A 14083-nucleotide genomic window follows, 5' to 3' on the forward strand; every position below is an offset into this window, starting at 1 on the left:
GCGAGCGCGGCGCGGGACGGTGCGGGAGGTTCCGGCAGCGGCCGCCGGCCTTCACTCGCCCGCCGGGTGTCCCGCGGCGGACACTGACCGTATGAACCGCACCTCCGCGCCCGCGGCTCCCCCGCCCGGCCGCCGGGCCGTGCTCGTGTCCCTGGCCGGGATCGCGCTCGGCGCGGCGGGCTGCTCGGGCCGCCCGGTGCATCCCGCGGCGCGCACGGCCGGCCGGCCGGACACACCGGCCCCGTCGGGATCCGGGATCACGCCGTCCTCCTCCGGTCTGCCGCACACCACCTTCTGGCGTCCGACCTCCGCCGAGGTGCAGCCGGCGGCCAAACTGCGGGCCGTGCGGCTGGTCGAGGCGATCGGCGCGTGGGGCGCGGGGCAGGGCGGAGCGGCGGCGGCGCGGGCACGGGTCGCGGCCCTTGGGCTGCCGTCGGATCTCGTCGCGCAGGCCGGGCCCCTGCTGCCGACGGCCGACCAGGCGGCGCTCCAGGTCGTGGACGCGCAGTACGGCGGGATCCTGTCGCGGTCGGCCAGTGTGCTGGTGGTCTGCCGGCAGTGGACCCGGCGGGGCGGCACGGTCACGGCCGGCGGGACGACGGTCGACGTGCGGCTGACCGAACCGGGCGGGGACTGGACGGTCGACGCCCTGCATCCCGCGCGGCCGGGCCCGGCCGCGACGTCACTGGCGTCCGACGTACGTGCGGCGCTGGCCGACGACCGGATCGTCCTGCCGCCCGCCGCCGCGGCGGACCTGCGCAGCGGGCAGGTGCACGCCGGCGTGGCGCGGGCCATGCTCGCGCTGGCGCGGACGTACCGGCTGGAGGTGAGCGTCGTCCGCTCCGGGCACCCGCTGGACGTGTTCGGCACCAGCAGGCCCAGCGACCATCCACGCGGCCGCGCCTTCGACGTGTGGCGGATCGACGGCCACGCGGTCGTCGACCCGGCGACCCCGCGCGGCCTGATCGAGCGGTTCATGCGGGACGCGGCCGCCGCCGGGTCGTACAACGTGGGCGGTCCGGTCCCGCTGCCGGGCGGCGGCGCCGGGCAGTTCTTCAGCGACGCCACCCACCACGACCACGTGCACCTCGGCTTCCGCATCTGAGCACACCGCCTTCGCCGTCACCCGCACGGCCGTGTCCGGTTGCGCCGGGCGGGTGAGCGTCGGAACGCTGGAGGACGGACCCAACCGGGAGGTGCAGTGGCCACGGCACACGATCCCACGCCGTCGCACGACGGCTCCGGCCCCGGCCGCCGGCGTTTTCTCACCGTATGCGCCGGGGTGGGCCTCGGCGCGGCCGCCGCCTGCACGGGCCCGCCGCCGCGCACGCGCTCGGCCCCCGCCTCGGCCGGACGGCTACGACCGGAGTCGGAGCGGGACGCGCCGGGCACGGCGGACTGGCGCCTGGGCTCCGCGGGCCCGCCGGACGCGGTCGCCGGGTACGCGGACCGGGTCAGCGTGGTCCCCGGCGAGAGGTTCGCACTGCATGTGTCGACCACCGCGGCGTCGTTCCGGGTGTCGGCGTTCCGGGTCGGCTGGTACGGCGGCCGGCAGGCCCGCCGGATCTGGGCGTCGGAGCGTGTACCCGGCCGCGCCCGGCCGGCCCCGCGCGTCCTCGGCGCCACCCGCACCGTCCGCGCGGACTGGCCGGCGACGCTGACCGTCGACACCGGCGGCTGGCCGGAGGGCGCGTATCTGCTGCGGCTGGAGGCGGACACCGGCCACCAGCGGTACGTGCCGCTGATCGTCCGCTCCGTCGAGGGCGCCGGCCGTACCGTGCTGCTGCACGCACCGGCGACCTGGCAGGCGTACAACCGCTGGGGCGGCAGCAGTCTGTACTCCGGTGCGTCGGGCGCGTACGCCACCCGCTCCCTCGCGGTGAGCTTCGACCGGCCCTACGACGCGGAGGGCGCGGAGAAGTTCCTGGTCTACGAGCGGGCACTGGTGGTGCTGGCCGAGCGGCTGGGCATCCCGCTCGCCTACACGACGGGTGTCGACGTGCACCGGGATCCGGCCGTGCTGCGGCGTGCGCACGCGATCGTCTGCCTGGGCCACGACGAGTACTGGACGCCCCAGCAGCGGGCCCATGTGACCGCGGCCCGGGACGCGGGGACGAACCTCGCCTTCCTCGGGGCCAACACGTGCTTTCGGCGGGTCCGGCTGGAGGCCGGGGAGGGCGCGGACGACCGTACGGTGGTCTGCTACAAGTCGGACTGCCGCGCCGACCCCCTGTACGGCTCACGGCCCGCGCTGGTCACCACCGACTACCGGCTGCCGCCCGCGCCCGATCCCGAGTCCTCCCTGACGGGTGTGCTCTACGAGGGCTATCCGGTGGACGCGCCCTATGTGGTCCGGGCCGCCGATCACTGGCTGTACGAGGGCACCGGCGTGCGCTCCGGCGACGGTTTCGCGCACCTGGTCGGCGTGGAGTACGACCGGGTGACGCCCGGTGCCCCCACGCCCGCCGCGCTGGAGATCACCGCGCACTCGCCGCTGGTGTGCGCCGGGCGGCCCAGCCACAGCGACTCGGCGTACTACACGACCCCCGCGGGGGCGGGTGTGTTCGCCACCGGGACCATGCGCTGGGTGGAGGGCCTGGTGGCCGGGACGGGCGAGCTGGGCCGCGACCACGGCATGGACGGCCGTACCCGGGCCTTCGTGACCCGCACCACCGAGAACCTCCTGCGGACGTTCGCGCGCGGCCCGGCCGCCCGGCACGCGCCGCCGCCGCGCCCCAATGCGCGGGAGATATACCGCAGTTGACGGTACGTCACCGCCGGGGGGGTCAGGTCGTCGCGTTCCCCCGGCCCTGCGACCGCATGTGGTCCCTGCGGGCGTTGTTGTAGGCCCGCAGGAGATGCTTGGCCACGGCGCAGGCCGCGCCGTCGGCACGGCACTGGCGGCAGGTCCGCACGTGCTGCTCGTAGGTGAGGCGCGCGTTTTCCAGCGCTTCGCTGGGAGAAGACATGGACATCTGGAACATCTCCGGGCAGGGCGCCGTCACCGGGACGGCGTCAAGTTGACTGACTGGTATACCCAGAGACAAGATGATCATGTTACTGGCGGTACTGGGAAACCCGTGCTCAGCCGTGCCCGCGCAGCGCCCGGGCGTGGGCCATGAACGCCGTCAGCCCCACCTCGAAGGCGCGGTCGGCGCGACCCTCGCCGACGGCGGCAAGCACCTCGGCCAGACGCGGGGTCGGCGCGCGGTCCGTCAGCTCCCACATGGCCTCCGGCGCGGTGAGGTCCAGGGCGGAGCCCAGCACCAGGTTCTCCAGGGCGATGAGCAGCGGCATGACCTCGGCGCGGCCGAAGCCGGCGCCGAGCAGCAGGCTCACGGCGCGCTCGTACTGCTCCAGCACCCGGGGCGCGCGCACGGGTGAGGTCATCAGCAGCGGGATGGCCCGGGGGTGCGCGGCGAAGGCCGCGCGGTAGGAGCGCGCCCAGGCCTCCAGGGCCGTGTCCCACGGGGTCAGCTCCAGGGCGGCGGGGTCGATCGCCGAGGCGACGCGCTCACGCAGCAGTTCCACTATGCCGTCACGGCCGTCCACATGGTGGTACACGGAGCCGGTCTGCGCGCCCAGTCGGCGGGCGATCTGCGGGACGCTGAAGTCACCGGTCTCGTCGATCAGTTGCAGCGCGGTCGTGGTGATGCGCTCGCGGTCGAGGAGCGGTGTGCGCGGCCGTCCCATGGTCGTCGTGTCTCCCTGAGTCTGCCCGAGGTCCGCCCGGGGTCTTCCCGGATGCCCACCGGCAGGTTACATTGCGAAAACCGAAATCCTTTAGGTTTACGCCTCCGGCCCCCGCCATCCCTCCCGGTGCCCGGAGGACGCCGGCCTGCCCGACTCATCCCCGCCCGGCCGCCGGCCCGCGAACCCGGCCGCCTCACTACCGGGACCCCCTCCCCTCCCCCGCCAGAAGGGCTCCCCGCATGTCCGTGTCCACCTCCGAACTCCCCGGGGACCTCCCCGGCGAGCGGGCGCCGTCCGGCGCGCCCGGCCTGCGGTCCGGCTCGCTCGGCACCGCGGACATCGCCTTCTTCGTCGTCTCCGCCGCCGCACCGCTCACCGTGATGGCCGGAGTCGCACCCCTCGCGATCCTGCTCGGCGGCATCGGCGCGCCCGTCGGCTATCTGCTCGCCGGGCTGACCCTCGCCGTCTTCGCCGTCGGCTTCACCACCATGAGCCGCCATGTGACCAGCGGCGGCGCCTTCTACGCCTACATCACCCGGGGCCTCGGCCGGCCGGTCGGCATCGGCGCCGCCCTGCTGGCCCTCGTCGGCTACAACGGCATGGAGATCGGCGTCTACGGCCTGCTCGCCACCACCGCCCGCGACACCCTGCGCACCCTCGCCGGCACCGACGTGCCCTGGCTGCCGATCTCGCTGGCCGGGCTGCTGCTGATCGGCTACGGCGGCTACCGCTCGATCGACTTCGGGGCGAAGGTGCTCGGCGTGCTGCTCGTCGCCGAGACCGGGATACTCCTCCTGCTCGCGGGCGGGGTGCTGGTCAAGGGCGGCGCGCACGGGCTGTCCCTGGCCTCGCTGGCGCCGTCGCACGTGCTGGTGCCCGGGATGGCGGCCGTGCTCGCCTTCGCCTTCGCCGCGTTCACCGGTTTCGAGTCGACCGTCATCTACCGCCGCGAGGCCCGCGACCCCGAGCGCACCGTCCCGCGCGCCACGTACCTCGCCGTCGGATTCCTCGGCCTGTTCTACGCCTTCGTCGTCTGGATCGCCGTCCAGGCGTTCGGCGCCGACCAGGTCGTGGGGGCCGCCGGCAAGGATCCCGCCGGGCTGTTCTTCACCGCGATCACCACGTACGTGGGCGGCTGGGCCGCCGACCTGATGCACGTCTTCATCGTCACCAGTGTCATCGCCTCGCTCCTCGCCTTCCACAACGCCATCAACCGCTACGCCCTCGCCCTGGCCGAGGAGGGCGTCCTGCCGCGCGGGCTCGGCCGGATCCACCCCCGGCACCGCTCCCCCTACCTCGCCGGCCTCGCCCAGACCGCGCTCGGCGCGGTGGTCGTCCTCGCGTTCCGGGCCGCGCACGCCGATCCCTACCAGCAGCTTCTGCTGTGGGTGAACACCCCCGGAATGATCGGGCTGTTGCTGCTCCAGCTGCTCGCGGCGGTGGCGGTGCCGTGCTATTTCCGCCGGGTGCGCCACGCGGAGGGCAGGGTGCGCACCGTGGTGGCCCCGGTGCTCGCCGCCGCCTTGCTGACGACGGCGATCGCGCTGGTGGTGACGCACATCGGCCTGTTCACCGGCGCGTCCCCGGCCGTGAACACCCTCCTCGTCGCCGTGGCCCCGGCCGTCTTCGCGCTCGGCCTGCCGCTGGCCTGGTGGCTGCGCCGCTCCCGCCCCGACGTCTACGCCCGGTTCGCCACCGAACCCGCCGACTGATCCGACACCCGTCGTCCCCACCGGAGTTGCCGTCATGCCCCCTGCCGACCTCGTCCTCACCGGCGCCCGGGTCCGCACCCTCGACCCCGCCCGTCCCACCGCGTCGGCCGTCGCCGTCCGAAGCGGCGTGATCACCGCGGTCGGTGAGGCCGCCGAGGTGCACGATTGGCGCGGACCCGGCACCGACGTGATCGACCTGCGCGGCGCGCACCTCGTGCCGGGGCTGGTCGACGCCCACAGCCATCCGGTGTGGGGACTGGACATGGCGACGGGCACGGACCTGTCGGGCGTGACCGATCTGACCGGCCTGCGCGCGGCGCTCGCGCGGGCCGAGCGGATCGAGGGCTGGGTCCTCGGCTACGGCCTGGACCACAACGCGTTCCAGGGCCGGCCCGTGCACCAGGACCTGATCGCCGACGTCCTCGACGGCGCTCCGGCCTTCCTGCGGCTCTACGACGGCCACTCCGCCCTCGCCAGTGCCGCCGCGCTGGCCGCCGCCGGGGTGAGCGGTCCGCGCACCTTCGCCCAGCACGCGCGGGTGGTGTGCGACGCGGCGGGCCGGCCCACCGGCCACCTGGTCGAGCACGCCGCGATGGACCTGGTGGCGGACATCGCGCCCCGGCCGTCGTACCGGCAGCGGCGGGCCCGGCTGCTGGAGTTGCTGTCGGCCATGGCGGCGACCGGGCTCACCGGCGCCCATGTGATGGACGGCGGCGACCTCGAGCTGGTGGCGGCGGTGGCCCGGGAGACGGTGCTGCCGCTGCGGCTGCGGTTCGCGCCCTGGTGCATGCCGGGCGCCGGCGCCGAGGAGCTGCGGGAGCTGGTGCGGCTCCAGGGCCGGGGCGGGCGGCACTGGCTGGTCGGCGGGGTCAAGTTCTTCATGGACGGCACCGTGGAGGGCGGTACGGCGTGGCTGGAGCACCCCGACTGCCACGGGCAGGGCACCGCGGCGTTCTGGCCGGACCCGCGCGCCTACACCGAGGCCGTCCGCACTCTGCACGCGGCCGGTGTGCGTACGGCCACGCACGCCATCGGGGACGCGGCCGTACGGCACGTCCTGGACACCGTCGCCTCCCTCGGGCCGAGCGGGCACGGCGCCCACCGGATCGAGCACATCGAGACGGCACCCGACGTACTCCTGCCCCGTTTCGCCCAGTTGGGTGTCGCGGCCTCGCTCCAGCCGCCGCACACGGGGTACACGCGCGACGACGGCGGCGACGAGTGGTCCCGCCGGCTGGGCGGCGACCGGGCCGCGCGTGCCTGGCGGCTGCGCGACCTGCGGGAGGCGGGCGCCACGCTCGCGCTCGGCTCGGACTGGCCCATCGCGCCCTACGACGTCCGGGCCGTGCTCGCGACGGCCCGCCGGCCGAAGGGCGCCGCGGCGCACCGGCCGGGCCTGACACCGCTGCAGGCCCTGGAGGGGTGCACCAGCCATGCGGCAGCGGCGGCCGGGGAGTCCGCCGTCGCCGGCCGCGTCGCACCCGGCTGCCGCGCCGACCTCACCGCGCTGACCGTGGACCCGGTGGCGGCACCGGGCGACGAACTGGCCGCTGCGCCCGTGGCGTTGACGGTGACCGGCGGACACGTGGTGCACCGGGGGGTGTGACGGGGTTCGGCGGCGAAGCGGCACACCGGTCGGACGGACGGCGTCCCGAGGGGTGCACCCGGCCCCGTACGGCGGCATCCGGACGCCCGCGTGTCCGCGCCGGCGCGCTCGCCCCGGCCATGGGTGCTGTCGGCGTGATCCGCCCGGTCCGTGTCGACATGCCGCGATGCCCCTCCTAAGATCGGCTGTGGCATCGCGTGCCGGTCACCGACCGGGTGAGGCATGGAGGTGCCAGGAGATGCCCCGGAGGCATTCCTTGTCGGTTGAGCTGAACCACACCATCGTCCACGCCCGGGACAACCGGGAGTCCGCCGAGTTCTTCGCCGAGCTGCTCGGCCTGGAGATCGCCGGAGAGTGGGGCCCGTTCGTCGCGGTCGCCCTGAGCAACGGAGTCACGCTGGACTTCGCCAGCGTCCCCGAGGACCGGATCGCCACACAGCACTACGCGTTCCTGGTCTCGGAGGAGGAGTTCGACGCCGCGTACACCAAGATCAAGGAGCGCGGCATCGAGCACTACGCCGATCCGCACCGCAAGCAGCCGAACGAGATCAACCACAACGACGGCGGTCGCGGCGTGTACTTCATGGACCCGGTCGGTCACGCCATGGAGCTGATCACCGTCCCCTACGGGGGCTGGCCCGCGTAACCGACCATGACGGCGGAGCACACGGAGCGGGACGCCGCCCTGGAGCGGCGTCCCGCGGTCGGAGCGTCGTGCGCGGGGCCGTGGCCCGGTTACGGCGTGACGACCTTGCCGCCGAAGGTCACGACGAGGTGGCCGTACCTCCCGGTGCCCGGCGGAACGGGCACCCGGCGCCTCGAACCCCGAACCGGACTGCCATCCCCGTGCGGATGTGGCAGGGGGGCGGCGGTGCGGCAGGCGCAGCGACGTTGGGGGCGGGGCCGGCAGGCGCACGGAAGCGGGCCCGGGTGGCCGGCCGCCCGGAACGGGTCCGTTCGGGGAGGACGGGGCCGGCGCCGGTGGGGCAGGGGTTACTCGGCGGGGGCGAGCGTGCGGGCCAGGATCCGCGCCGCCTCGGCGACGAGCGTGTCGTCCGCCGGCGCGTCCTGGGCGCCCTTGGTGGAGAGCACCGTCAGCAGCAGCGGCGTACCACGGGTCGTCCAGGCCACGCCGATGTCGTTGGCGGTGCCGTAGTCACCGGTGCCGGTCTTGTCGGCGAGCACCCATCCCCGCGGCAGCCCGGCGCCGAACCGCTTGGCGCTGGTGGTGTTGCCCTTCAGCCAGCCGACGAGGCGTTCCCGGTCGGCACCGGCCAGCGCCCGGCCCAGGGTCAGCCGCTCGAAGGTGCCGCCGACGGCCTCGGGGGTCGTGGTGTCGCGCGGGTCGCCGGGGATCGCGCTGCCCAGGTCCGTCTCCCACCGGTCGAGACGGCTCACCTCGTCGCCGAGCGAGCGGAAGAAGCGGGTGAGCCCCGCCGGGCCGCCGATCTGGCGCAGCAGCAGGTTGCCCGCCGCGTTGTCGCTGTACTGGATCGCCGCCGCGCACAGGTCCTCGACCGTCATGCCGGTGTCGACATGCTCCGCCGTGCGCGGGGAGTTGGAGAGGATGTCGTGCGGCGGGTAGTGGATCACCTTGTCCAGCGGTGCGCAGTCGCCATGGTCGCGCAGCACGGCGGCGGCGGCGAACGCCTTGAACGTCGAACACATCGCGAACCGCTCCCCCACCCGGTGGACCACGGTCCGACCCGTGCGGAGATTGCGCGCGAACACTCCGAGCCGGGCACCGTGCCGCCGCTCAAGTTCGCTCAACTCGGCTTCGGCGGCGCTTTCTTGGCCGAGCGGCGCCGCCGACGCGGCGGGCGCGGAGAGCGCGCCGGCCGTCGCGGTGACGCCGGCGAGAGCGAGGCCCGCCTTGAACAGGCCCCGTCGGCCGAGGGAGTTGGGCCGCTCGAGGTGGTCGAGGTGGTCTGGGCTGGTCATGGGCAGGGTCCTCCCGGTCGAGCCGTCGCCGGCTTCCTGGATCTTCGACGAGGACAGCCAAACAGTCCGGCGCCACTCATGTCCAAGAGTGAACTTTGAACACTCCATGCATTATTGATATGAGTGCGGGATGGATCTCCTGGCACACCTCGACGCGTACGTCACGACGGCCGACGAGGAGAGCTTCTCCCGCGCGGCCGACCGGCTGGGCATCGCCCAGCCACTGCTCAGCCGCCGCGTCAAGACACTGGAGGACCATTTCGGCGGCCTGCTCTTCGACCGCTCCCGGCGCCAGATCACCACGACCGAGCTGGGCGTGCTGCTGCTGCCCTACGCGCGCGACGTACTGGACCGGGCCCAGCGGCTGCGGCAGGTCGCGGAGACCGCCGAGCGGGGCCGGACGCGCACGGTCGCAGTGCCCGCGCACTGTGCGCCGGCGGCCCTGGCCCACGCGATCCGGGCCGGCACCGAGCACGGCGTCACCCTCGGCGTGCGGGAACTCCCGCCCCAGGAGCGGATGTCGGGACTGGCCGACGGCTCGCTCGCCTACGCGCTGGTGCGCCTGCCGCCGGAACAGGGGGCGCTGCGCGTGCCGCTGGGACTGGCCTCGGCCCCCGACGCGGTGGACCTTCCCTTCGGCGTGTCCCGGCGGGCCGTCCATCTGGAGGAGCTGCGGCCGCGCCGCCGCCGCACCGCCGGTGCTGACGTTGCCGGAGGACCAGGTGCCGTACCACACGGACCGGCTGGAGCGCGCCGTCGCGCGGGCGGGGCTGCCACCGGGCCGGTTCCGGCCCGCCGGACCCGCGGCCACCGCGCTCGCCGAGACCCTGGCGGGACGGGCGCTGCTGCTGTGCGCCGAGCCGTTCGCCCGGCAGCACGGGGCGCGCTGGGCTCCGCTGGGCGACCGGTCGCTGCACCGGGGTTACGAGGTGAGCGCCGCTCCCGCCCGGTCCGGTACCGCGGAGGTGCCGGGCTGGCTGACCGGGCCGCTGGCGGCGGCCGTGGGCGCCGCCGGCGACGGGGCGGCCCTGCCGAGGCCCGGGGCGGCGGCCGAGGACCTCGCGGCGCGACTGGCGGCCCGCGGATGAGCGCGGCACCGGTGTACGTCGGGGACGACGGCGCCCTCCTGGACGTCGCCGAGGCGATCGCGGCGGACTGGGCGGCGCTCGGGGTACGCGGTTCCTTCCTCGCCCGGAATCTCGACACGGGTGCGCGCCTCGGATTCGACCCCGAGGAGGTGACGCCGCTCGCGTCCGTGGTGAAGGTCCCGCTCGCGCTCGTCGTACTGGACCGGATCGCGGCCGGGGACCTCGACCCCGCCCAGCCGGTGACCCTCGACCCGGCACGTGCCAGCGTCGGCCCCACCGGGCTCGCGGCGTTCCGTCACCCGGCCACCGTCGCCGTCGGCGATCTGCTCCTGTCGATGCTCTCGGTGAGCGACAACGCCGCCGCGGACGCCCTGCTCGATCTGGTGCCGGTGGCGGACGTGGACGCGCGGTTGCGCGCGTGGGGGTGCGGGGAACTGCGGATGCGGCACCGGATGAACCACATGTACGAGTGTGCGGCGGGCGCGGCGGGCAACGACTTCTCCCTGGCTCTGGACCTGGCGATCCGCGACGAGGGCACGGACCGGCACACCATCGAGACCCTGGACCCGGCCCGCGCCAACGCAGGCTCGGCGACGGCGCTCGTCGAACTGCTGCGGCGGGTGTGGTGCGACGAGATCTCCACTCCCCCGGCGACGGCGGAGCTGCGCCGGCTGATGGGGGCGCAGGTCTTCACCCAGCGACTGGCGAGCGAGCTGCGGGCGGACACCCTGCGGTGGAGCGGGAAGACCGGGACGTTTCTGCACCTGCGGCACGAGATCGGGGTGGTCGAGGCGGAGTCCGGCGACCGGGTGGCCATCGCGGCACTGTCCCGAACGGGGCGGCGGGCGGGGGTCGCCGCGGATGTCGATCTGGCCATCGGACTCGCGGGGAGGGACGCCTTCGAGGCATTGCGGCGCTAGCGCGACCGGCGTCCGCGCCGGCGCCCCCAGTCGTACGAGTCCGCCGAGCGCAAGGCCTTCACCGCCGCGTCCTGGAACGCGCCCGCCTCGGAACCGGCCGGGCGGCTGGAGCAGGCGCCGGCTCTGAAGGAGATCTTGGACACGCTCCTTCTCGCGGGCACCGGGGCTACGTTCACCGGGCAGGCCATCGCCACCGGCGGGCGCACCGTCCGGCGATCCGGACGAGCGCTGCGCGCAGGCGGGTGCGGCGGTCCTCGGCCGCTGACGGCCCCGGAGACGCGGACGTCCGGGCCCGCCCTGCTGGGCGGACCCGGACGTCCTGTCTCAGCGGATCGCCGACGCCTCAGGCCGGGCCTGATCAGATCAGGTCGAACCGGTCCGCGTTCATGACCTTGACCCAGGCGGCGACGAAGTCCTTCACGAACTTCTCCTTGGCGTCGTCACTGGCGTACACCTCGGCGACGGCCCGCAGCTCGGAGTTCGCGCCGAAGACCAGGTCGGCACGGGTGCCGGTCCACTTGACGGCGCCGGAGGCGTCGCGGCCCTCGAACTCGTCCTGTGCGGAGGAGGTCGACTTCCACTGCGTGTCCAGGTCGAGCAGGTTGACGAAGAAGTCGTTCGTCAGCGTGCCCGGCCGGTCGGTGAAGACGCCGTGCTTGGAGCCGTTGTGGTTGGCGCCGAGGACGCGCAGACCGCCGACGAGGACGGTCGTCTCGGGCGCGCTCAGGTTGAGCAGGTTCGCCTTGTCGAGCAGCAGGTACTCGGCCGGCAGGCGGTTGCCCTTGCCGACGTAGTTGCGGAAGCCGTCGGCGACCGGCTCCATCGCGGCGAACGACTCGACGTCCGTCTGCTCCTGCGAGGCGTCGACCCGCCCCGCGGCGAAGGGCACCTCGATCTGGACGCCGCCGTCCTCGGCCGCCTTCTCGACGGCCGCGGAGCCCGCGAGCACGACCAGGTCGGCCAGCGAGACCTGCTTGGCGCCCTCGGCGTTGAACGACTCCTGGATGCCCTCCAGGACGCGCAGCACGTGGGCCAGCTCGTCCGGGTTGTTGACCTCCCAGTTGCGCTGCGGCTCCAGCCGGATACGGCCGCCGTTGGCGCCGCCGCGCTTGTCGCTGTTGCGGTAGGAGGAGGCCGCGGCCCAGGCGGTGGAGACCAGCTGCGAGACCGTGAGGCCGGAGCCGAGGATCCGCTCCTTGAGGGAGGCGATGTCCGCGGCGTCGATCAGCTCACCGGTGCGCTGCGGCAGCGGGTCCTGCCACACCAGCTCCTCGGCGGGGACCTCCGGGCCGAGGTAGCGGACGACCGGGCCCATGTCGCGGTGCGTCAGCTTGAACCAGGCGCGGGCGAAGGCGTCCGCGAACTCCTCGGGGTGCTCGTGGAAGCGGCGCGAGATCGGCTCGTAGATCGGGTCGAAGCGCAGCGACAGGTCGGTGGTGAGCATCGTCGGGCGGTGCTTCTTCTCCGGGTCGAACGCGTCCGGGATGATCGCCGGGGCGTCCTTGGCGACCCACTGGTGGGCCCCGGCCGGGCTCTTCGTCAGCTCGTACTCGTACTCGAAGAGGTTCTTGAAGAAGTTGTTGCTCCACTGGGTCGGCGTCTCGGTCCAGGTGACCTCGAGGCCGGAGGTGATGGCGTCCTTGCCGACGCCCGTGCCGTGGGTGCTCTTCCAGCCGAGGCCCATCTGCTCCAGCGGGGCGGCCTCGGGGTCCGGACCGACGTTGTCGGCCGGGCCGGCGCCGTGGGTCTTGCCGAAGGTGTGCCCGCCGGCGATGAGGGCGACGGTCTCCTCGTCGTTCATCGCCATACGGCGGAAGGTCTCGCGGATGTCACGGGCCGCGGCGACCGGGTCCGGGTTCCCGTTCGGGCCCTCGGGGTTGACGTAGATGAGGCCCATCTGAACGGCGGCGAGCGGGTTCTCCAGCTCGCGGTCACCGGTGTAGCGGGCGTCGCCCAGCCACTCGGTCTCGGGGCCCCAGTAGACGTCCTCGTCGGGCTCCCACTCGTCGACGCGGCCGCCGGCGAAGCCGAAGGTCTTGAAGCCCATCGTCTCCAGCGCCACATTGCCCGTGAGGACGAACAGGTCGGCCCAGGAGATGGACTTTCCGTACTTCTTCTTGACCGGCCACAGCAGACGGCGGGCCTTGTCCAGGCTCGCGTTGTCCGGCCAGCTGTTGAGCGGGGCGAAGCGCTGCTGGCCGCCGCCCGCGCCGCCGCGGCCGTCGCTGATGCGGTACGTGCCCGCGCTGTGCCAGGCCATACGGATCATGAGCGGGCCGTAGTTGCCGAAGTCGGCGGGCCACCAGTCCTGCGAGGTGGTGAGCACCTCGGCGATGTCACGCTTCACGGCCGCGAGGTCCAGGGAGTTGAACGCCTCACGGTAGTCGAAGTCCTCGCCGAGCGGGTTGGCCACGGCCGGGTTCTTGGCAAGGATCTTCAGGTTGAGCCGCTCCGGCCACCACTGGCGGTTGCCGCCGCCCTGGGTCGGGTGCGGAGCGCGGCCGTGGGCGACGGGGCAGCCCTCCGTCTTCGCGTCTGCGACGATCGCGTCGTGGTTCTCAGTCATGGCAATCCTTCCGAACTGTGCGGAACTCGGTGCTCAGGAACTGCGGCCGGTGGAACAGTCGGGGCACAGGCCCCAGTAGACGACCTCGGCCTCGTCGATGGAGAAGCCGCGGTCGTCGGACGCGGTCAGGCAGGGCGCCTCGCCGACGGCGCAGTCGACGTCGACGACGGCACCGCATGACCGGCACACGATGTGGTGGTGGTTGTCCCCCACGCGTCCCTCGAACCGGGCCGGGTGGCCGGCCGGCTCGATACGGCGGACCAGACCCGCCGCGGTCAGGGCGTGAAGGGCCTCGTAGACGGCTTGCAGGGAGATGTGGCCCACGCGGGCACGGACCCCGGAGGCGATCGCCTCGACGCCGAGGTGGTCGCCGTCCCGGACGGTCTCCAGCAGCGCGACGCGGGCCGCCGTCACGCGCAGGCCGGCACCGCGCAGCTCCTCGGCGGTGGTCGGGGTCGGGGAGGCGGTCATGGGGCCGAACCTACCCTCAAAAACACGAGTGGTTCAAGAAAACGAGGGATGCAATTTTGGCCGTCCGCCGACGCCCGCCGTCCACC

The 14083-nt window shown here is 74.0% G+C and carries 11 protein-coding genes and 1 pseudogene; 7 read left to right on the forward strand and 5 right to left on the reverse strand.

The genetic code is table 11. The features are described 5' to 3' along the window. The first annotated feature begins 91 nt into the window (after positions 1–91). Both ACZ60X_RS16475 and ACZ60X_RS16480 read left to right on the forward strand, forming a co-directional pair. Positions 92–1105: a hypothetical protein gene (locus ACZ60X_RS16475; protein WP_469598704.1), complete on the forward strand. Its 1014-nt coding sequence runs from the start codon at positions 92–94 to the stop codon at positions 1103–1105. Between the two features lie 96 nt (positions 1106–1201). Further along, positions 1202–2764, forward strand: coding sequence for a N,N-dimethylformamidase beta subunit family domain-containing protein (locus tag ACZ60X_RS16480; protein ID WP_469598706.1), 1563 nt, complete (start codon positions 1202–1204; stop codon positions 2762–2764). A gap of 22 nt (positions 2765–2786) precedes the next feature. Here the strand turns inward: ACZ60X_RS16480 and ACZ60X_RS16485 are convergent, their stop codons facing one another. Both ACZ60X_RS16485 and ACZ60X_RS16490 read right to left on the reverse strand, forming a co-directional pair. After that, positions 2787–2975: a hypothetical protein gene (locus tag ACZ60X_RS16485; protein WP_469598708.1), complete on the reverse strand. Its 189-nt coding sequence runs from the start codon at positions 2973–2975 to the stop codon at positions 2787–2789. Positions 2976–3084: 109 nt separating this feature from the next. After that, positions 3085–3693 carry a TetR/AcrR family transcriptional regulator gene (locus ACZ60X_RS16490; protein ID WP_469598710.1) on the reverse strand — a complete coding sequence of 203 codons (609 nt, stop codon included), beginning with the start codon at positions 3691–3693 and terminating at the stop codon, positions 3085–3087. Positions 3694–3932: 239 nt separating this feature from the next. Here ACZ60X_RS16490 and ACZ60X_RS16495 point away from each other — a divergent pair, with 239 nt between their 5' ends. The 3 genes from ACZ60X_RS16495 (at position 3933) to ACZ60X_RS16505 (ending at position 7657) form a co-directional block, all read left to right on the forward strand. Then, the gene (locus ACZ60X_RS16495; RefSeq protein WP_469598713.1) at positions 3933–5405 is read left to right on the forward strand and encodes an APC family permease; all 1473 of its coding nucleotides are present in this window, start codon (positions 3933–3935) and stop codon (positions 5403–5405) included. Between the two features lie 34 nt (positions 5406–5439). Beyond that, positions 5440–7011, forward strand: coding sequence for an amidohydrolase (locus tag ACZ60X_RS16500; protein WP_469598715.1), 1572 nt, complete (start codon positions 5440–5442; stop codon positions 7009–7011). 256 nt (positions 7012–7267) lie between these two features. Then, a complete protein-coding gene (locus ACZ60X_RS16505; RefSeq protein ID WP_469598717.1) occupies positions 7268–7657 on the forward strand; it encodes a VOC family protein in 390 nt (129 codons plus the stop codon). Positions 7658–8004: 347 nt separating this feature from the next. On the opposite strand, the gene bla is transcribed toward ACZ60X_RS16505, so the two are convergent. Beyond that, complete coding sequence (gene bla / locus ACZ60X_RS16510) at positions 8005–8952, reverse strand: class A beta-lactamase (protein WP_469598719.1); 948 nt, start codon at positions 8950–8952, stop codon at positions 8005–8007. Positions 8953–9082: 130 nt separating this feature from the next. Between bla and ACZ60X_RS16515 the strand changes: the two genes are divergently transcribed. Then, positions 9083–10960, forward strand: a complete 1878-nt coding sequence (locus ACZ60X_RS16515) for a serine hydrolase (protein WP_469598721.1) — start codon at positions 9083–9085, stop codon at positions 10958–10960. A 24-nt stretch (positions 10961–10984) separates the two neighbouring features. After that, positions 10985–11225, forward strand: a pseudogene (locus tag ACZ60X_RS16520) (heme-binding protein); the annotation flags it as partial. Positions 11226–11318: 93 nt separating this feature from the next. On the opposite strand, the gene katG reads toward ACZ60X_RS16520, so the two are convergent. Further along, positions 11319–13526: a catalase/peroxidase HPI gene (gene katG / locus ACZ60X_RS16525; protein WP_469598723.1), complete on the reverse strand. Its 2208-nt coding sequence runs from the start codon at positions 13524–13526 to the stop codon at positions 11319–11321. Positions 13527–13559: 33 nt separating this feature from the next. Then, a complete protein-coding gene (locus ACZ60X_RS16530) occupies positions 13560–13997 on the reverse strand; it encodes a Fur family transcriptional regulator (RefSeq protein WP_469598725.1) in 438 nt (145 codons plus the stop codon). Between the last annotated feature and the right edge of the window lie 86 nt (positions 13998–14083).

The sequence above is a fragment of the Streptomyces sp. NPDC104106 genome (assembly GCF_055584345.1).